At 53.5% G+C, this 19,233-nt stretch carries 15 protein-coding genes; 4 read left to right on the forward strand and 11 right to left on the reverse strand.

Translation table 11 applies throughout. The features are described from left to right. Positions 1–150 precede the first annotated feature (150 nt). A complete protein-coding gene (locus Q399_RS0109905; protein WP_031568200.1) occupies positions 151–1,857 on the forward strand; it encodes a M1 family metallopeptidase in 1,707 nt (568 codons plus the stop codon). A gap of 42 nt (positions 1,858–1,899) precedes the next feature. On the opposite strand, the gene Q399_RS0109910 is transcribed toward Q399_RS0109905, so the two are convergent. Continuing rightward, on the reverse strand, positions 1,900–3,138 hold the full coding sequence (locus tag Q399_RS0109910) for an FIST N-terminal domain-containing protein (RefSeq protein ID WP_031568201.1): 1,239 nt from the start codon (positions 3,136–3,138) through the stop codon (positions 1,900–1,902). 375 nt (positions 3,139–3,513) lie between these two features. Here Q399_RS0109910 and Q399_RS22230 point away from each other — a divergent pair, with 375 nt between their 5' ends. After that, positions 3,514–4,422, forward strand: coding sequence for a peptidoglycan DD-metalloendopeptidase family protein (locus tag Q399_RS22230; RefSeq protein ID WP_211253275.1), 909 nt, complete (start codon positions 3,514–3,516; stop codon positions 4,420–4,422). Next, on the forward strand, positions 4,412–4,915 hold the full coding sequence (locus Q399_RS0109920) for a hypothetical protein (protein WP_031568203.1): 504 nt from the start codon (positions 4,412–4,414) through the stop codon (positions 4,913–4,915). Before Q399_RS22230 ends, Q399_RS0109920 begins: the two co-directional genes overlap by 11 nt. Positions 4,916–5,419: 504 nt before the next feature. On the opposite strand, the gene Q399_RS0109930 is transcribed toward Q399_RS0109920, so the two are convergent. The 9 genes from Q399_RS0109930 to Q399_RS0109970 form a co-directional block, all read right to left on the reverse strand. Continuing rightward, a complete protein-coding gene (locus tag Q399_RS0109930) occupies positions 5,420–5,776 on the reverse strand; it encodes a hypothetical protein (RefSeq protein WP_031568204.1) in 357 nt (118 codons plus the stop codon). A gap of 18 nt (positions 5,777–5,794) precedes the next feature. Then, positions 5,795–6,364 (reverse strand): D-glycero-beta-D-manno-heptose 1,7-bisphosphate 7-phosphatase, encoded by a 570-nt coding sequence (gene gmhB / locus Q399_RS0109935; protein WP_031568205.1) that lies wholly within the window; start codon positions 6,362–6,364, stop codon positions 5,795–5,797. Continuing rightward, on the reverse strand, positions 6,364–7,443 hold the full coding sequence (locus Q399_RS0109940; protein WP_051685893.1) for a glycosyltransferase family 9 protein: 1,080 nt from the start codon (positions 7,441–7,443) through the stop codon (positions 6,364–6,366). The genes gmhB and Q399_RS0109940 overlap by 1 nt, the downstream gene beginning before the upstream one ends. A 6-nt stretch (positions 7,444–7,449) precedes the next feature. Next, complete coding sequence (hldE, locus tag Q399_RS0109945; protein WP_211253278.1) at positions 7,450–8,895, reverse strand: bifunctional D-glycero-beta-D-manno-heptose-7-phosphate kinase/D-glycero-beta-D-manno-heptose 1-phosphate adenylyltransferase HldE; 1,446 nt, start codon at positions 8,893–8,895, stop codon at positions 7,450–7,452. An 11-nt stretch (positions 8,896–8,906) separates the two neighbouring features. Beyond that, positions 8,907–9,479 (reverse strand): D-sedoheptulose-7-phosphate isomerase, encoded by a 573-nt coding sequence (locus tag Q399_RS0109950; RefSeq protein WP_031568209.1) that lies wholly within the window; start codon positions 9,477–9,479, stop codon positions 8,907–8,909. After that, positions 9,476–10,540 carry a glycosyltransferase gene (locus Q399_RS0109955; RefSeq protein ID WP_051685894.1) on the reverse strand — a complete coding sequence of 355 codons (1,065 nt, stop codon included), beginning with the start codon at positions 10,538–10,540 and terminating at the stop codon, positions 9,476–9,478. The genes Q399_RS0109950 and Q399_RS0109955 overlap by 4 nt, the downstream gene beginning before the upstream one ends. 63 nt (positions 10,541–10,603) lie before the next feature. Then, positions 10,604–11,398: a substrate-binding periplasmic protein gene (locus tag Q399_RS0109960; RefSeq protein ID WP_031568211.1), complete on the reverse strand. Its 795-nt coding sequence runs from the start codon at positions 11,396–11,398 to the stop codon at positions 10,604–10,606. A 66-nt stretch (positions 11,399–11,464) separates the two neighbouring features. Further along, on the reverse strand, positions 11,465–12,796 hold the full coding sequence (gene msrA, locus Q399_RS0109965) for a peptide-methionine (S)-S-oxide reductase MsrA (protein ID WP_245612869.1): 1,332 nt from the start codon (positions 12,794–12,796) through the stop codon (positions 11,465–11,467). Between the two features lie 119 nt (positions 12,797–12,915). Next, a complete protein-coding gene (locus Q399_RS0109970) occupies positions 12,916–15,012 on the reverse strand; it encodes a TonB-dependent receptor family protein (protein WP_031568213.1) in 2,097 nt (698 codons plus the stop codon). Between the two features lie 181 nt (positions 15,013–15,193). Between Q399_RS0109970 and waaA the strand changes: the two genes are divergently transcribed. Further along, positions 15,194–17,245, forward strand: coding sequence for a lipid IV(A) 3-deoxy-D-manno-octulosonic acid transferase (waaA, locus tag Q399_RS0109975; protein ID WP_245612870.1), 2,052 nt, complete (start codon positions 15,194–15,196; stop codon positions 17,243–17,245). A 64-nt stretch (positions 17,246–17,309) separates the two neighbouring features. Here waaA and Q399_RS0109980 read toward each other — a convergent pair whose 3' ends face one another. Further along, positions 17,310–19,079, reverse strand: coding sequence for a S8 family peptidase (locus Q399_RS0109980; protein ID WP_031568216.1), 1,770 nt, complete (start codon positions 19,077–19,079; stop codon positions 17,310–17,312). Between the last annotated feature and the right edge of the window lie 154 nt (positions 19,080–19,233).

A 19,233-nucleotide genomic window follows, 5' to 3' on the forward strand; every position in this document is an offset into this window, starting at 1 on the left:
AACTACTGCGAAGCAGTCCGCTTTACCAGACCACCGCGACCAAAGCCCCGGCGCCGGAGACAGGCCGCAGTGCAGTGCATTGGTCATTCCGTCAGCAACTGGCATTATGGAATACAACACGCCCTAAATGTCCCAAAGGAACTGATTTCAATGAAAAAGCTGCGTCGCCCTGATTTTCGTGTTGCCACACTGAGCCTGGCTCTTGCTGGCCTGACTGCCTGTCAGTCAACGGTCACACCACTGGACCCGCTGATTGGCGATACCGGCCAGCCGTTGTCCGCCGTGGCACAGGCCGCCGATGTCAAAACTTATGATTTAACGCTGGAGATTGACCCGGCCAATCAGAGTATCAGTGGTGTTGGCCGTACCGGTTTTATTTTGCTGGCACCGAGTGCGCAAGTGGAACTGAAGCTTGATAGCCGCTTTAGCATCGACAAGATTGAAGTCGGTGGTAAAACCGCCACTTATCAGCGTAATGGCGGCGTGCTGAGCATCGACTTAGGCGGCCAGCAAGCGGCCGGCAGCGCGGTGGATGTGGCAGTGTTTTATGCCGGCAAGCCGCATGTGGCGAAAAACGCGCCTTGGGCTGGTGGTACAGTCTGGGCCAAGACGCCGGATGGCAAACCCTGGATCGCGACCGCAGTGCAAGGCGAGGGCTGTGATTTGTTCTGGCCCTGTAAAGACCATTTTGCCGATAAAGCCGATTCGATGCGCATCCGGCTGACCGTGCCCAATGGCCTGTCGGCGGTTACCAACGGCGTATTGCAGCAAGTCACACCGGTCGGCAAAGACAAGCAGCAGTTTGACTGGTTATTGTCGGTACCGGCCAGCGATTACAATATTGCGCTGAATATCGGGCCTTATCAGCGGATCCAGCATAGTTATACCAGCGTCAATGGCAGTAAAGTTCCGGTGGAGTTCTGGGCCTTGCCAGAAAATGCGCAGAAAGCTGAAGCTTTGTGGCAGCAGGATTTATTACAGCAAGTGCAGTGGTATGAACGCGTACTGGGGCCATATCCCTGGGGCGACCAGAAACTGGGTTTTGTTGAAACGCCGCACCTTGGCATGGAACACCAGACCGTCAACGCTTACGGCAAAGGTTATAAACGGGATGACAACGGCTACGACTGGCTGGCGCAGCATGAACTGGCGCACGAATGGTTTGGCAATTTAGTCACGCATAAAACACTGAACCACGCCTGGATCCACGAAGGTTTTGGCCTGTATATGCAGCCGGCTTATGCCAAAGATAAACTCGGCATCGCCGCTTATCATTATCAGCTGTATAAATCTTACTTAGGGCTGGTGAACTGCGACCCGGTGGTGCGAACCGGCACAGTTACCTCGGATCAGGCTTTTAATTCAGATATTTACGGTAAAGGCGGCTGGACGCTGCACACTTTGCGTTATCTGGTCGGCGATACAGTGTTCTGGCAGGCCACCCGCGAGTTGCTGTACGGCACGGCTGACACCGCGGCTATCCCATATCCGATCACGCCAAAATACCGCACCACCGAAGACTTTATTGCCATCGTGAACCGCTTAACCGGCAAAGATTATCAGTGGTTGTTTGATGTTTATCTGTATCAGGCGGCCTTGCCGGAACTGATTGACAGCACGGCCGGCGATGTCCGCACGCTGAGCTGGAAAGTACCGGCGAATAAACCATTCCCGATGCCGGTGCCGGTGCTGCTGAATGGTCAGCCAACCGTGCTGGATTTCAGCAAAGGTGCGGTGGTGCTCAAAGCGTCTGACCAACTGCAAATCGACCCGGAAATGCAAATCCTGCGGCAATTGCCGTTGATTGGTTTGTGCGAAGAGAACCAGCTGAAAGTAAAAAATAAACGCAAAGACTAAAGTCTGTGCAGAGAAAAAAGACGGCTGCGGCCGTCTTTTGTGTTATTGGGTCAGGATCACCAGAACGCCACTCCAGTCCAGGCCATAGCTGGCACCTTGCAGCGGTGCGATCTCGACGCCGGTATATATGGCTAAAAACGGAATACCGGCGCCCACGCATAAATCGCGGACGATTTCCGCTTCTTCGCCATCACTGCCGCTGATCGCTGACATACGGCCACCGCAGTCAAAATACAGCGCCAGCCGGCCTTGTTGGCCGTTTTCTTTAATTTGCGCCAGTAAACGTGATGTGTTGTCACGGGCTGATTGCATCATCAGCTGCGGATCGCGGCTCATCAGCATCACTTGCTGGCCTTTGAAAAAATCAGCTTCAAATAACATCACAGCTTCGTCGCCAGGCATCACGCCGGTCATCAGCCGGGTCACCAGCTGTTGCTCGTCGCTGTCATCACCAAGCGGCCGCGCTAAGGCCAGCGTGGTCACCGGTAGTGGAGCACCGCTCGGGCTATGTTTTAAATGCCGCCATTCTTTGCTGCCCGTCAGGCGGTCAAGCAGCGGCACTATGGGTTCCTGGTCCAGCTGATACAGATACTGACCAAATACGTCGGTCACGGTAAAACGCCGGTCGGACAAAGGCACACAGCCATGCATAATGCAGCTCGCCACCTGAAATTGCCCGGCCAGTTGCAGCGCACTGGCACTGTGGCGGCTGACACCGTCGCCGCTGAACTGCCAGGTCAGATTAAACTGCGGATCACCAATTAAACCGGCGCCAAATAACGGCAGGTGTTTTAAACGCGGATGGTGGACCCCGGAAATCATCGGGCCGGACGGCACCAACACAGGCGGATTCTGCGCTGTGGCAGCAAAACGGATGGAGTCAAATAACACTAACAGGCAACGGCTGTCGGGCAGGCTTGGTAACTGGCCGGCCAACACTTCGCCGGATAAATGCGGGTCGCGATATATGTCCTGACTGGTCGCCAGCTGCCATTCCCAGTCGTCACCGGCCAGAATCACCACAGCGGCACAAGGGCCTTCGGTAACACATTGCTGCGCCCAGCACAGCCCCATCGCAGAACCGCCAACGACCGGCACCCAGTCGCCGAGCAATTGCCGGATACCGGCATAAAAACCGTGAGCGTCTAGATCTCCACTGCAAAAGGCCAATGCCAGCCTCGGCGTGAGCTGAGTGGGCAGGTCTTTTAACGCGGCGGTGACGGCCTGAACACCGGCCTGAAAGGCCTGTACTGCGGTACTATTCCCGATTACGACGTGCATCTGATCCCTGATGAAAAACAAAATCGCCCCTCATTGTACCGAGTTTTGCTTAGAAATCAGCCTGATTTTTCAGATTTGGGCGTTGAAAGGTTGTAGTTGGACGTTGATTGCTGGATTGAGTCAGTTGAGAATCATAAGCGCTCGGTTTCAATCGGTAGCAAACGGTTCGGACGATTACACAGCAGACACGCCGTAAATACGTTCCCTGTAGGCTCGTCAGCCGCTATCCCTGCGGCTGACGGTCTGCTTTAGTAATCATCCGGCCGTTTTGAGAGCTCGTTTGAATCGTCGCTTTGTGCCAAAAGCAGACATTCCGACGCTGGTCATTGCGATGTCTGCAAAGAGTTAATAGCGGAATATAATGCCGCCGGCACTTTGCTTAAACGTTATGTACACGGTGTGGGCAGTGACGACCCATTGGTCAGCTTTGAAGGCAGCGGCACCACCAGCCCAAGTTACCTGTTAGCCGACGAGCGCGGCAGTATTATTGCCGAAACCAAAAGCGCCGGCACAGTTACCACTAAACACCAATACGGCCCTTACGGCGAGCCGATTAACCAAAGCGCCTCACGCTTTCGCTACACCGGCCAAATCCTGTTGCCCGGCACCGCGCTTTATCACTACAAGGCCCGGGTGTACCATCCGAAGTTAGGTCGCTTTCTGCAAACCGACCCCATAGGCTACAAAGACGGCATGAACTGGTACGCCTATGTCGGTAATGATCCGATGAATAAGGTGGATCCGGATGGGACTTGTGGGTTGTTTAGAGGAAAACTCATGGGGCGCGGTTGTACTTATGTTGTGGCTGAAGGTGCATATGCGAAACCACACGCATTACAGGCTTCAAAAAACCCAGTTGGTAACGTTAATCCTAGTTCCGGATTAGGAGCAAGAAAAGTTAAAGGGGCTTCAGCAAATCATAAAGGTACCGACTACGCAGTTAGCATTGGGACGCCGGTTTCTGCAACCGCTGACGGGAAAGTTGTATTTGCTGGACAACATCCGCAATTTGGGAATCATATATTAATTGGGCATAAATCTTTAAGTGGCGCACTTATTTACACAAGGTATGCGCATGGCTCGAAGATTAATATTTCGCAAGGGAACGAAGTGCAGCTCGGAGAAAACATTATGTTCTCAGGCAACTCAGGAAGAAGTACAGGTCCACACCTTCATTATGAAGTAATAAAATCATCAGGAAACCCCACGGAAAATGGGCATTTTACAAGCGACAGAACATACCACAGGCCAGATGAATTAGAAGGATTACTCAATGACATATAAATTAATTTTAATATTCGCTATGGCTGCGTCCGTAATACATAACAATTTGTTTGCGCACGAGAATCCATACATCAACAAACCATGTGTAAACACTGAAATTGACAGTGAATACATAATTAAATTTGATGATGCAATTTTGGCCCATGTAGACCTTAATGAAACAGTGAAATTCCTTGAAAAGAATTACAAGGAATCAGTAATTCTTATTGATAACGAATATGTTAATGGCAAAGACTCTTTACACACATTCGCGAGTTCAAAAATATCAGCCTCCGCCTATAAAAGAACAGGCGACAATGAAGTAGTATCTCTTTGTGTGAAAATTGATGAAAATATTCCTGAAATAATAAAAAAACTAGTGCCACCGAAATACTTAATGGGTAACGGTGATGAGAGTATGTTAATAATTGACGAATCATCGACAGTTAAGGCTTACATATCATATAAATCAGGAAGAATAGTGAAGTTAAAATTATTTCATATTTCCACTTGAATAATATTTCAACAGTTCCATAGCTCTATTTGATTGAGTTATGGAAAATTCGCAAAAGCAGTTCAATACAACACTACATGAAAGGAGTAATCCGAGACACCCATAGATTCATCCGAACTATGGGTGTTCGTTTTTTAAACACCAACGGCCGATTTCAGCAATGTCCGCAACAGCAGCAAAGCGGACATTTAGTTTTTCCAAAAATCAGGCATTTTTAGATCTGCTTTTTGCTCATAGCAGTCTTCTGCAATCCCCAACAAAGCCAGCACCGGCAGCCGCGGAGTGAGCGATCAAGAGTGAGCGCGGGAGGCGCGAACGGGCGAACGCAGTGGTGGCGGTGTTGGCTTTGCCGCGATCACACCGCTTGTCGCTCTTAGCTGTCTTCTCAAACTCCAACAAATCCAGCACCGTCAGCAGCCGAATGAGCGATTAGAGTGGGAATAGCCGAACTAACAGGTGGCTGGCAATGCCGGCTTTGCCGCGATATCGGACAAGCTGCTGTACTTAAAGCACCCCTGCACTGCGGTGGTTATAGATACGGATGGTCATGATGATAAGGATTGTCGCGATCAGCGCCGATACGGCGTGGTGCAACACCAGATGACCGAGGAAAAAAGCCGGAACATCCTGCCAGCCCTCAATCAGTGTGAGCTTTAGTAATAACAGTGCATAAGTCGCCAGATGCAGATATAAACCGGTGCGGAAGATTTGGCGAAAACGCTGTTGCAGCGGCTGGCTTAAGCCGTTGCCAAACCAGCGCAGCGCCAGTAACGCGGCAATACAACAAGCTAAAGTGACTAACCCCAAACCCAACAAAGAGGTTTTTGCGACTACTGCACTGGCCAGATACCAAGGTAACATCTCTGACAAGCCCTCAGATTATTCAGTGATTTGTTTTACGTCAGCCAAAGAAGCCCAGACCATATCCGCGCTTTGTAAATCTTCGTCGGACAATGCCTGACCACTTTGCACCAGAATTTTCCGGCCCACGCCAGCGGCAGCGGCCGCCTGCATATCGGCGGCTTTGTCGCCGACCATCAGGCTTAACGCCGGGTCGATGCCGAATTCGCGGATCGCCTGAGTCAACATGCCGGGATTAGGTTTGCGACAGTCACAGTCAATGTTGTACGGCACCTGGCCTTTTTCCAGATGGTGCGGGCAATAATAGACGCCGTCGATTTTGACGCCGTGCGCGGCAAATTGCTGTTTCATCCAGCTGGTTAGCACGGCGAAATCCTGCTCAGTGTAATAACCACGGGCGATGCCGGATTGGTTCGTGACGACAATCAGCAAATAACCGAGGTTTTGCAGATGGCGGCAGGCGTCAAAGACGCCATCGATAAAATCAAAATGCCCGGGTTTAAAGGTGTAGCCGTGGTCGATATTAATCACGCCGTCGCGGTCGAGAAACGCAGCTTTACGCAATGTCGTTACTGTATTCGGGTTCATCAGAGTCCTTCCTGGCGGATCAGTTTATCCAGCATCTTTTTCACAGCGTCCACGCTGATCTTTTCCATAATATGGCCACCTTTGACCCGAATACCCCAGGGTAAGTCGGCGGCAGTTTTGCCAGTTTGTGCTTTAAGTTCAGCGTGATACGCATCCACCACATAATGGCGATACAAATAAGGTCCGGTGCGGCCCGGGTTGCTGTGGCCGTACAAACCAATCACCGGCGTACCGACAGTGACCGCCATATGTGCCGGGCCGGTATCCGGTGCCAGCACCACTGAGGCTTGCTCCAGCAGCGCCAGCAGTTGTTTCAGATTGGTTTTGCCAACTAAATCAATGATATCGGTTTGCGCCTGCGCTTTGATGTCGCTGGCTAATTGCTGTTCCATCGCGGTTGGCCCACCGCAGAGATAAACCGTAAAGCCCTGCGTCGCAGCATAATCGGCAATCGCAGCGTAACGCACCGGCAGCCAATTGCGTTCGGCTTTGGACGCGGCCGGGCAAATCACCAGATGGCGCGCAGTGGCGCTGCTGAGCTGAGCTTTGGCCCAGTCTCGGTGCTCATCGGTAATAGGCATCTGCCACTGCGGTTTGTCTTGTGGATTTTGTAAAAACGGCACGCCCAGATGACGGGCAAAACCGGCAAAACCATCCAGCACATGCGGCTGTTGCTGCGGGGCTATACGCTCACGCATAAAGAGTGCATGCAGTTCTTTGGCACGCGACCAGTCAAAGCCGATTTTACGCCGCGCCGGAATAAACAAAGACGCGATATTGGCACGCAGGGCAACCTGCATATGCAGCAGCACGTCAAAATGCTTGCCTTTCAGTTTGCGGCTTAAATCGCTGTAAGCGCTAAGGCCGAGCTTTTTATCAAATACAATCAGCTCAACACCCGGCAGGTCTTTCAGCAACATGGCTTCGACTTTACCGATGATCCAGCTGATTTTCGCCTGGGGATAATAACGCTGAATCGCCTGTACTGCGGCCACGGCATGGCAGACATCGCCAATGGCCGACAACCGCAGAATACAGATGGAGTTCAGCGTTGCCGCCGCCATGTTTTGCCCGGACATCAGCGCTTACCCTTTGATTTTTTTGATGATAGCGCTGGTTGAACAGCCGTCGACAAACTGCAGCACTTTGACTTCACCGCCGGCAGCCAGCACTTCACGCGCGCCGACGATAGTGTCGATAGTGTAATCACCGCCTTTGACCAGTACATCCGGTTTCACTTTCAGGATAAGCTGCAGCGGTGTGTCCTGCTCGCTTGGGTCGTCGCCAAACGGCAGCACCCAGTCGACCGAGGCTAAACTTGCCAGCACTGTGGCGCGCTCATCCAGCGGATTGACCGGCCGGCTTTCACCTTTGAGGCGTTTAATTGACGCGTCTGAATTTAACCCGACTACTAAACGGTCGCCCTGCGCTTTGGCCTGCGCCAGATAACGCACGTGGCCAGCATGCAGAATATCAAAGCAGCCGTTGGTAAAGACGATGCGCTCGCCATTTTGTTTGGCAAATTCAATGTGTTGCAGCGCTTTATCAAAAGGCGTCAGATAGACATCGCCTTGTGAGAACAAATGCGAATTCAGTTTCGCTGCCAGCTCCTGTGGCGACACAGTGGCTGCGCCTAATTTCGCCACGACGAGGCCTGCCGCCAGATTGGCCATCTCCACCGCCTGCGGTAACGCCATACCCGCGCCGAGCATCACGGCGAGTGTCGCGATCACAGTGTCACCGGCACCGGTGACGTCACTGACTTCCAGTACCTGCGCCGGGAAATGGTGATGTTCATCTGCGGTGATCAGCGTCATCCCCTGTTCAGAGCGCGTCAGCAGCATGGCCGCGATACCACAACGTTCCAGCATGGCACGGGCTGAGCTGAACATCGCGTCTTCTGAGCCGGTATCACCACCGGCTAAACGGAATTCAGACAGATTCGGCGTGATGATATCGGCGCCGCGATAGACAGCTAAATCGGCTTGTTTCGGGTCGACCAGCACATATTTACCGGCGGCTTTGGCGCTGGCGATAATGCGGCCGACTGCTGCCAGCGAGCCTTTGGCATAGTCTGACACCAGCACATAATCATAATCCGGCAACAGGGCTGTGACTTGGTCAGCCAGTGCTTCGGCCTGCTGGCGGCTGAAGTTTTGTTCGATATCGAGCCGCACCACTTGCTGATGGCGCGAGATCACCCGCATTTTGGCAATCGTCGGTTGTTCGTCCTGCGCCAGTAATTCAGAGCGGATGCCGTCGGCGGCCAGAATTTGTTTCAGGCTGTCGCCGTTGTCATCACGGCCAATCAGGCCGAGTAAGCCAACATGCGCGTCGAGGTGGGCAATGTTGCGCGCCACGTTGGCAGCGCCACCGGCTTTGTCTTCAATTTTGCTGACGCGAACCACAGGCACTGGCGCTTCCGGTGAAATACGCTGCGTGTCGCCCTGATAATAACGGTCCAGCATCACATCGCCGACCACCAGAATGCGCGCTTGTGACAAATGATTTAAACGGCTGATATCAATCATCTTTGTTCTTCTTAGTTTGCCAGCACCAGGTCCAGCGCTTCACAGAGCCAGTGACCGATAAACATATGCATTTCCTGAATACGTGCGGTTTCGTCGTAATTGACGATGATTGGCAGCTGCGCGATATCTTTGACTTTACCACCATCGCGGCCGGTCAGCGCGACAGTAAAAGCGCCCAGTTCATTGGCCGCAGCCAGTGCCAGATTGATATTCGGGCTTTTGCCTGAAGTGGTGAGGCCAATCACCACGTCGCCGGCGCGGACAATGCCACGCACCTGACGTTCAAACACAGTATCAAAGTGATAGTCGTTGGCGTGCGCGGTCAGGATCGAGGTATCTGTCGTTAATGCAATCGACGCCAGCGGGCCGCGTTCGGCTTTATAACGCACCATAAATTCCGCGGCCAGATGCTGGCTGTCAGCCGCGCTGCCGCCGTTGCCCATCCACACGACTTTACCACCGGCCTTGAGGCAGGTGACGACTGCGTCCAGCAATTGCTGGCTTTGTGCCGCATATTGTTCGGCCACAGCAAAAACTTCGCGGTGGCGGGTGAGGGCAGCGAGAAAACTGGCAGTCTGATTCATGCGGTTTGTCCTTTCGAAAATGCTTCGGAGCGGCCTAACAGGCGGAAAATGTCTTTGAGTACCAACTGCAGGCCTGGTTCAAACAGCTGCTCCGGTTGCAGCGGTTTTTGCGTGGCTTTTTGGCATTGTGCCACGATGTCGGCTTTGGCTAAAGTCGCCGGATAAATCAGACCAGCGGCAGCACACGCCAGCACTCGGTCCGGCTGGTCGCCGGCAACCGGCACTGCGACGATGTTTTTACCAAGCACTATGGCCTGACCCATCATATCGCCGCCGCCACTGACTATCAGCGCGGCCTGATTTAACAAAGTCATCAGTTGCTGGTTTGGCAGCGATTTCACCACTATGACGCTGTCAGTCGAGGGTAATTCACCGGTGAAATTGCCGCCGGCGACCAGCAGTGCTGGTTGCTCTGGCGTGGCAACTGCCAACGCGGCCTGATAAAACTCTTCAGTCGCGCTTCTGCCTTGCACCTGATGGCCACCGCCACCGGCGGCCCAAACGCTGTAATTTTTGCCGCTGAACTGGCTGTAGTCAGCCGGCAATTCGGCTTGCGGCGCGCTGAACACCGGGCCGGTGAAAATTGGTTCGTCTTTGTTCAGCAGGCGTAATTTAAAGCGCTCCAGTGCGGTCAGGTCACCGTCGACAAACTTAAACTGAACAATCCAGTGCGCGTCGAGCGCACTTAACCGGCGCAGCGCAAAGCCTTTGGCGCGTTTTTTCTTGTGCTGCGACACAAACACCACTTTGGCGCCGGCTTTTTTCGCCGCCCGCGCCTGGGAAGCGCGGCCGGAGCAATCGAAAATCACTAAATCCGGTTTCAGTTCGGCAAGTAGTTTGTTGACGACGGCTTTTTCTTTGGTGGCTGAGTTATTCAGCAGATGGGTTTTAAACGGGCAGCTGGCCGCTGCCGGCGCATGCCGGTTCAGCACAAACTGGATATCCAGTGTCGGATCGGCCTGGATTAACGCCTCAGCGATGATCAGCGAACGCATATATTCGCCGATGCCTTTGGGGCTGGAGACTGGCAAAAACACAATTCGGCGAGCAGCAGTTGTCATACTTGTCTGACCTTAGGCAAAAGTGTGGCCAGTATAACGGAAAGCCGATGCCGATGCATGACCTCAGAACAGCAGCAGATGGCCGTCGCGTTGCACGTTAATGCGCATTTCCTGCTGGATACGTTGTTGCCACTGTACGGCAATTTGCTCCAGCTCGCCGTGTTGTTGCAGTGCTTTAGCGGCTTGTTGCCAGCGCGCCACCAAGCTGGCGTCCGCGTTTTTAGGCATGATGAGATACACATTGCTGCTGCGCAGCGTCAGCGCCAGTTTGGGGGCTGTTTGCCGATCAGCTTGCTGACGCAGAACATATGCCAGTTCTAAACTGTCACTGACAATGGCTTGTACCCGGTTACTGTTGAGCATTTGCAGGTTCTGCTGATGGCTGGTGACTGCCACCAGGTTGGTAAAACCCAGCTGGATCAGGTAACTTTCGCGCACATCACCCCGAACTACGCCGACTGCGCTGAGCTTTCGTAAATCGGCCAGGCTATGTATTTCCAACTGGCTATGCGTCGGCAGGTAGACTTGCCAGCGTTTTTGCAACACTGGCAAAACCCAATGGAACTGGTGTTCCCGTTCAGCCGTACGGGAAAAACTGAACAACAGTACGTTATCTTCCTGTTGCGCCGTTAAGATCGCCCGTCCCTCGGGCATCAGCTCCAGCGGTGTTTGATCATTTAGCTGGCGTTGTAATGCTTTAACGATATCAACAACAAAGCCGTCAGGTATACCAGCAGGCCCGGCAAAGCTGGCCGGTGGTTCTTCGACAGTGATGATCCGCAGCGCTGACGTCTCTGCACTGCGCAGCTGCCATGACCAAACGAAACACAGACAAAGCAGACAATAACGCAACAACATCCAGTCTTCCGTTCTCAATTTAGCTACGTCACCGCAGTCTAGTCAGCGTTTAGAACTTCGGCAAAGTCAGTGGGTACCGTTGGCGACTGCTTTTTGTTGCCTTGCAACAAAATCCAACACTGTGGCGTTGATACAATAACGGGGTTGGCCGCCAGGGCCGTCCGGAAAAACGTGACCTAAATGAATACCGCTGACTTTGGCGCGAATTTCCACCCTTTGCATGCCATAGCTGTTATCCGGTAATTCCACCACACTGCCGGCTACAGGTTTGGTGAACGACAACCAGCCAGTACCGGAATCAAAGCGGTCGCGGGTGTCAAACAACGGCAAGCCGCTCAGTTTGTCGATAAACACGCCGTCCGGTGTGTTTTTGAAAATTTCATATTGTTTGCAAAACCGGCTGTCGGTGCCCTTATCAAATGCCACATTAAAGGCCTCTGAATCACCCAGCTGAAAAGCACCAAGCGCCTGATAGAACTCTTTTGGTGTTAAATAACCCTGGTGACCAAACACTTCTTTGCCGTCTTGCAGGAAATACAAAGTCGGGGTGGCAAAAGTCGGGGTTTTAAGCGTCAAGCCCTGTAGCTGAGCGCTGGTGCGGGTGGTGACCGGGATGGTGCCGCGATACTGTTCTAACACGTCCTTGCGGAATTTTTCGCAATAGGGGCAATAACCTTCAGCCTCCAGTACTAACAGCTGCTTGCCTTTTACTAACGCGCTGTTGTCTGTCGCTGTGACCGCTGTCGGTGCAAAGCGCACACCAGTACTGTGGTCCGGACAATAACCATCCGGGTTTTTTACTAAATAATCCTGGTGATAATCCTCAGCCGGGAAAAACTCGCGAAGCAGCTTAATCTGTGTGGTGATTGCGCCGTACCCTGCCGCACTCAGCAACTGCTGATATTGCGCTTTGACCGTTTCGGCCAGCGCCTGCTGACTGGCATTTTGTACCAAGATGATTGAGCGGTATTGAGTGCCGATATCATTGCCCTGACGGTTGAGCTGCGTCGGGTCGTGGTTTTCAAAATAGACTTGCAGGATGTGGCGCAGCGACACTTTCGCCGGGTCAAAACTGACCTTGACCACTTCGGCATGGTTATTCGGGTCGTGCCGCCGCGCTGTAGCGGTAATGGCGCGGTAAGTGGGTTCCACGCCATTGCCGTCGGCATAACCGGATACAGCGTTCAGCACGCCCGGAATAGCGGCATAACGTTTTTCAGCGCCCCAGAAGCAACCGGCACCCAGCACTATGCTGTCAGACTGACGGGTCGCAGCCAGCTCTGCGGAGCCTGCTACTGTGGTGGCCCGGCTGACACCCGGCAATAACGTCAGCAACAGCAGGGCGGCCTGCATTGATAATTGAATAACACCACAACATGCCAAACGGGGATTCGTCATCTTCGTTCTCTCCGGATCTTGCTGATCTGTACGTAAAGACCCGCCGGATGGATGTTTTTGTTCAGCCGCAAAAAAATAAAGCCCGTCGCGGACGGGCTTCATAGTCTGGCGTCTGATCGTCAGTAGCGATAACGCGCGCCTAATTCAAATGAGCGCTCAGGGCCAACATAAATCCCTTCACGTAAACCAGTGATATAACGTTTATCAGTCAGGTTTTTCGCTGCAGCAAAGACTTCTAACTGTGTATTCACCTTATATTGGGTCATCAGGTCCAGCACCGTATAAGACGGTAATAAACCGCCCCAAATCCCGGCTGCGGCATTCGTTGGGATCGCCACCAGATTGGTTGGGTCGCCAAATTGTTCGCCACGGTGGTGCAGGTTCAGCGCCAGATTCCAGTCGGCTAAATCATAAGTCAGGCCCAGGTTGGCGATAACTTTTGGTGCATAAGGAATGCGGTTGCCAGCGGTAGTGCCGGTTTTGAATTCAGACTCTGGTACCCAGGTCAGGTTCGAATCCAGCGCCAGGTTGGCTGCGAGTTGATAGCCGAAGCTGAATTCCATCCCATAATGACGGGTTTCACCGGCATTGGAACGGGACAGATTCGGATCACTGTTCCCGGTTACCACCTGATTGCTGAAATCCATCAGGAACAGCGCAACGTCATAACGCATCGCATCAGCAGTGCCGCGCAGCCCCATCTCATAGTTGACGGAGCGCTCACCATCCAGCTGCTGATCTTTCAGCCCATCCAGCGCTACGTTGTTGGCCGCCGGTGAAAAAGCCCGGTACAGGCCGCCGTACCACTGATGTTCGCCTTGATCAAAAGTGAAACCCAGGCCTGGTAATACTTCGGTATTGCGGGTGCTGGCTTCACTGTTGTTCTGCGTCAGATTCAGCCGGGTCTGCTCATAAGATTCGATGCGCACACCCGGTGTAACCGCTAGGTTCTCGCTGAGCTGGATGCGGCTTTGTGCATAAGCGGCCACGCTGTCTGCTGAATCTTTTAAATGAGCCGCCAGAGTGCCAGTGCGGTCCGACGCGCGGGTCGCGGCGATACGCTGGTCGTCCGATTCTTCGCTCATCAGGCGCAGGCCAAATTCTGAAGTACTGCTGTAGTCAGCGATTTGATGCTCGAGGCGCAGGCGGGATTCAATACCAACCCGTTCAAAGGCGCGGTTGTTGCCATTGAGGTTATTGGTGTAGACCCAACGGCCCGCCGCGTTTGATGCTGCAGTGTTGACGCCATAACGCCAGTAATCGCGAGCCATATCGCTCCAGTACGCCACTGTATTCAGTGTCATGCTGTTATTAATTTGCCACTCGTGGTTCAGGTCAAACGCAGTGCGGTCGACCAGCAGATAATCGTCCGGCGCCGGATTTCTGCTTTCGCCGGCGTTGTATTCGCCGAGCAGCAGACCGCGGTAAGAGATGTTAGCGTCGTTTTCATGGCGGGAGACTTTAATGCCGACTTTTTGATTGTTGGCCAGCTGCACACCGGCTTTGGCCATGACGTCGGTCATGTCATAGCCTTTGCCCATAAAGCCGTCGCTTTTGGCATGACTGGCGACGATACCGGCAAAGGCATCCCCTGACGCATTGGTGTTGCCGGCTTCAATGTTCAGCTCGCGGCTATTAAAAGAGCCGACCCGGCCTGACAGTTCCACGCCGTCATCCGGCGTTTTGGTCTGATAGTTGACGACGCCGCCGATAGTGGACGGGCCGTAGCGTAAAGAGGCCGAGCCTTTTAATACTTCGACCGACGCCACGCGCTGGATCCGTGGGTTGAAATAACGTTCATTACCGATAAACAGGCCTGGCGCCACCGGCACACCGTCTTCCAGCAACAAAGATTTTGACTCGCTGGCGGATAAACCACGGATACCAAAATTGGCTACCACCGCGGTTTCGTCTTCGGTTTTGATATTGATGCCGGGGATGCGGCGTAACACATCTTCAGTCGACAGCGGCTGAATTTGTTCAATCCTGGTCAAATCAACCAGATTCACTGTGCCGGTTTCGACATAATGCGCGTCTGTGCTGTTACCGGTGATAGTGATGACTTCCAGCGCCGGCATGGTTTTTTTCTTCGCGGCGGCTTTTTCAATCACCGAAATTTGCTCGGCAGTGGTTTCGGCGGCCTGAGCCGGCAGCGCCAGGCACAATAAGCCGATAGCATGAGCCAGTCTGGAATAACGCAGTGCAGTGATGGACATAAATTTAACTCATCATTACTTAACTTTATATATGCTAACACAAATGGTTCGCATTAATAAATGCATCTGTTATCCGCCAAGAGAGATACCTCCTGTGACACCGTGGCGGCATCCGGCTGGCAAAGCCGGCACGCAGCCAGTATGATCTGGACTTTGCCTTGTGACTGAACGGAAGTTGCACTTGTCTGACCTTTTGTCCCGACTGGCTTTATTGGGTTACAGCCTGCTGATTTATTTGCTGCGGCCACTGCTGTTGCTGCTGTTTGTCTGGCGTAGTCGGGCCGACGCTGCTTACCGTCAGCGTTTTGCCGAACGTTTTGCGCTGCAGCCTGTTGCGCCGGCCCAACAAGGTGGTTTGGTGGTGCATGCGGTGTCGATGGGGGAAGTGGTTGCGGCGATTCCGCTGATTGAAGCTTTGCTGCGCGATTATCCGGCGCTGCCGATGACGATTACCTGCACCACGCCCACCGGCTCTGCCCGGATCCGCCAGCATTTTGCTGCCCAGATTGACGCGGGCCGGGTTTATCACTGTTATTTACCCTTTGATACGCCGGGTGCCAACCGCCGCTTGCTGCACAAGCTGGCGCCGCAGCTTGTTTTACTGCTCGAAACCGAACTCTGGCCTAACTTGCTGCATACCGCTACAGCGCATCAGGTGCCGGTGTTATTGGTCAATGCGCGGTTGTCACGGCGTTCAGCCCGCGGTTATCGGCGTTTTGCCTGGCTGGTCAAACCGATGTTGCAACAACTTGCAGGCATTCTGGCGCAGGATGAGGCCACAGTCCGGCGTTTTAATACGCTGGCTGGCCTAAATAACGCCTCACCGCTGGCCGTGCGCGCCGGAAATCTGAAATATGATATGCGCATAGCGCCGGATTTAGCGTTGCGCGCGTTGGCGCTGCGTGCTGAATGGGGGCCGCGCCCGGTACTGGTGGCCGGCAGCACTCATGCCGGTGAAGATGAATTCATTCTTTCAGCGCTACAGATACTGCGACAACAGCAGCCAGATATATTGCTGATATTGGTGCCCCGTCATCCGGATCGCTTTGACAGCGTGGCGCGGCTGATAGAAGCCGAAGATCTGAAGTTTGTCAGGCGCAGCCGGGATCAGGCCGTAACGGCCGACACCGCAGTACTGCTGGGTGATAGCATGGGCGAGCTGATGTTGTGGTATCAGGCGGCTGATTTGGTGTTTATCGGTGGTTCATTAATCCCGCGTGGCGGCCATAATCCACTCGAAGCCATGTGTCTGGCGAAACCGCTGCTATCTGGGCCGCATGTGTTTAATTTTGCTCATGCTTATCAATTACTTGAGCAGCATGCTGCGGTAAGCTGGGTGTCGGATGCGACAACCCTGGCTGAGCAGGTACAAACACTGCTGAGCGAACCGGCGGAGCGACAGCGCCTGGCTGCGGCAGGACTAGCGCTGTACGAGCAACAAGGCGGTGCCACAGCGCGCATTCTCAACAGCATCAGTCAACAGACGCTTGCTATGCCGGTGGTGCTGCCGGGTGAATTGCGCTGGTGCGCGCCATCGCTGGCGCCTGAACTGCAGGATGCGCCTTTGTTTGACCCGGCCTGGTGGCAGGCGCAGCAGGCGGTGACCGGTTATTCCAGCGGGCGTAATACCGTGTATTTTGTCCGCGTGGCTGGCGTTGAGACCGACTGGGTGCTGCGGCATTATTATCGCGGCGGGCTGATTGGCAACCTGAACAAGGACTGGTTTGCCGCTGAACCTGTCGCCCGCAGCCGCGCGCTGGCTGAATTCAGTTTATTGCTCTGGATGCGTCATGCCGGACTGCCGGTGCCGGCACCGGTGGCGGCACGTTATCAGCGGCGTGGTGTTGGCTATAGTGCTGACATACTGCTTGAACGGATCCCTCATAGTCAGGACTTGTTTCATTATCTGCAGCAGCAGGCACTGACGCAGGTGCAGTGGCAACAGCTCGGCACTTTGGTAGCACAGTTGCATCAGGCCGGGGTTTACCACTCCGATTTAAACTGTCACAACATTCTGCTGGATGCCAAGGGGCAGTTCTGGCTGATTGATTTTGATAAGTGCGCCAGATGCGAAGGCACACATTGGTGGCCGGAGCCGGTGGCCCGGCTGCACAGAAGTCTGCAGAAAGAACTGGGGCTGCGTGCTGCTTTCTTTTTCACGGCAGCAGACTGGCAGGCATTCAGCAGTGGTTATCAGCAACAGATGGCTGCCGTCGCTGGTTTTCACGGATGATCAGAGGGTGCAAAGCTGATAAAAAAAGCCGCAGCAGCGGCTTTTTTAGTTCTATATCAGTCTGTTACTGATGGCTGGTGCTCAGTGTCAGGCCAGTCACTGCGGCATAGCCGTAAATACCGATGTGGTAAGTGCCAGCTGTCGGGTTAGTGAAACTACAACTTTCTGTATTTCCGGTTTTATATGGCCGGCAGCTGTAGCTGCTCAGAGTTGGGTTTGAGCCTAAACGCACATATAAATCGGCATCACCGGTACCACCGGCTGTGCTGATGGTCAGGTTGGTGCGACCGGCAGGAACCGTCAGGGTGTAATATTTCCAGCTACTTTTTGCCACTGAAATATTCGATGTGGTTGAGGTCACCGGCGTAGTACCACCACTGCTGCCACCTGCAGCCTTGGTGACTGCCGCAGCGGCATCAACGATACCGGTACCGCAGTTGCTGCAAGTTGCCGGGAAGGCGCGGGTGGTGGTTTTCAGGATAGATTCCACTTCATCCGGCGTTGCCGTTGGTTTTTTCTGCATGATCAGCGCTGCAACACCTGCCACATGCGGGGCTGCCATTGAGGTGCCTTGCATATAGGTGTAGATGTCTGAGCCCGGTGTTGTGGTACCACTGTTGTGGGTCGACAACACACCGTTGGAGTCATTGGCTGAGTTCTGTGCGCCACCAGGTGCAGCAACGTCAACTGAAGTGCCGTAGTTGGAGTAATAAGCGCGTCCGCCATTGCGGTTAGTCGATGCCACGTTCACGACGCCGGCACAGTTACCCGGGTTAAAGTTATTGGCGTTACTGTTGTCATTACCTGCAGCGATCACCACCACAGTGCCACGTGAACGGGCAGAGTTGATTGCCGCCTGAGTGGTAGAATCACAGGCACCGGAGCCACCTAAGCTCATATTGATGACTTTCGCCGGGTTGGCGTTGGCCGGCACGCCGGACACGGTGCCGCCCGATGCCCAGATAATGCCGTCTGCGATATCAGAGGTGTAACCGCCACATTTACCTAATACCCGTACTGGCACCACTTTGGCTTTGTAAGCCACACCGGCAACGCCGCTGTTATTATTAGTGACAGCAGCGATAGTGCCGGCTACATGAGTGCCATGCCAGCTGGAATCCTGTGCCTGGGTTGGTTGACCGCCGCCACAAGCGCCGACTGCGACCCAGTCACCCGGATCTTTGGCGTCGTTGTCGCGACCATTGCCGTCGTTGCCGATGAATGAATCAGCAATCATGTCGTAGCCAGGCAGAATGTTGGCATTCAGATCGGCGTGTGGGCGGTAACCGGTATCCAGTACTGCAACCACAACGCCGGTACCATCAGCCTGGTCCCAGGCGGCCGGTGCGCGCAGACCACCGGTATTTTCATAATAATGCCATTGGTTATTGTATTGCGTGTCGTTTGGCGTCGCGGCGATTTGTAACAGCCGGTCTTCTTCAATCTCGCCGACATTTGGATCGTTTTTCAACGCCTTGATCATGTCAGCTTTTTCTTTTTCGCTGAGGCGACGTTCTGCCCGCACGATATGACGGCCATTGACTGCACTGGCGCGGACATAATCCAGCTCAGAACCTGCCAACACTGACAGCGTTTCTTCGACATGCTGTTGCACGTTGATTTGTTCGTCGACGAAGTTTTGTGTGCTGACATCCGCATCAGACAGCATGTCGCCGGCAGCGTTGCCGCTTTGTTTGTAGGTCAGAATAAACTGGGTGTTGGCTTCTGTAGCCTGCTTTGTATCCGCCAGGGTTACTTCCTGCGCGGCGACTGGGGTCAGCATCAATGCTGTAAGGGTTCCAAGGGCGATTTTATGTAATTTGAATTGTTGCATTGTAATTTCTCAATAATGAGTTGTTGTAATTGCCTGGACAGTACCCGCTGTTATTTTTGCTGCTGCCATTGGAGTTCAGCGCTCTGGTGCGGGTAACGCAATATTTCATCAATGCTTTAATGCTGTAAAGATAACTAAATTAACATTTGGTTAT

This window comes from Rheinheimera texasensis DSM 17496, from assembly GCF_000711985.1.
Taxonomy (GTDB): domain Bacteria; phylum Pseudomonadota; class Gammaproteobacteria; order Enterobacterales; family Alteromonadaceae; genus Pararheinheimera; species Pararheinheimera texasensis.

Excerpts from the sequence above, each read along its gene's own strand:
- Q399_RS0109905 (WP_031568200.1), top strand. The coding sequence starts at position 151 with ATGAAAAAGCTGCGTCGCCCTGATTTTCGTGTTGCCACACTGAGCCTG.
- Q399_RS0109910 (WP_031568201.1), bottom strand. The coding sequence starts at position 3,138 with ATGCACGTCGTAATCGGGAATAGTACCGCAGTACAGGCCTTTCAGGCC.
- Q399_RS0109920 (WP_031568203.1), top strand. The coding sequence starts at position 4,412 with ATGACATATAAATTAATTTTAATATTCGCTATGGCTGCGTCCGTAATA.
- Q399_RS0109930 (WP_031568204.1), bottom strand. The coding sequence starts at position 5,776 with ATGTTACCTTGGTATCTGGCCAGTGCAGTAGTCGCAAAAACCTCTTTG.
- gmhB (WP_031568205.1), bottom strand. The coding sequence starts at position 6,364 with ATGAACCCGAATACAGTAACGACATTGCGTAAAGCTGCGTTTCTCGAC.
- Q399_RS0109940 (WP_051685893.1), bottom strand. The coding sequence starts at position 7,443 with ATGTCCGGGCAAAACATGGCGGCGGCAACGCTGAACTCCATCTGTATT.
- hldE (WP_211253278.1), bottom strand. The coding sequence starts at position 8,895 with ATGATTGATATCAGCCGTTTAAATCATTTGTCACAAGCGCGCATTCTG.
- Q399_RS0109950 (WP_031568209.1), bottom strand. The coding sequence starts at position 9,479 with ATGAATCAGACTGCCAGTTTTCTCGCTGCCCTCACCCGCCACCGCGAA.
- Q399_RS0109955 (WP_051685894.1), bottom strand. The coding sequence starts at position 10,540 with ATGACAACTGCTGCTCGCCGAATTGTGTTTTTGCCAGTCTCCAGCCCC.
- Q399_RS0109960 (WP_031568211.1), bottom strand. The coding sequence starts at position 11,398 with ATGTTGTTGCGTTATTGTCTGCTTTGTCTGTGTTTCGTTTGGTCATGG.
- msrA (WP_245612869.1), bottom strand. The coding sequence starts at position 12,796 with ATGACGAATCCCCGTTTGGCATGTTGTGGTGTTATTCAATTATCAATG.
- Q399_RS0109970 (WP_031568213.1), bottom strand. The coding sequence starts at position 15,012 with ATGTCCATCACTGCACTGCGTTATTCCAGACTGGCTCATGCTATCGGC.
- Q399_RS0109980 (WP_031568216.1), bottom strand. The coding sequence starts at position 19,079 with ATGCAACAATTCAAATTACATAAAATCGCCCTTGGAACCCTTACAGCA.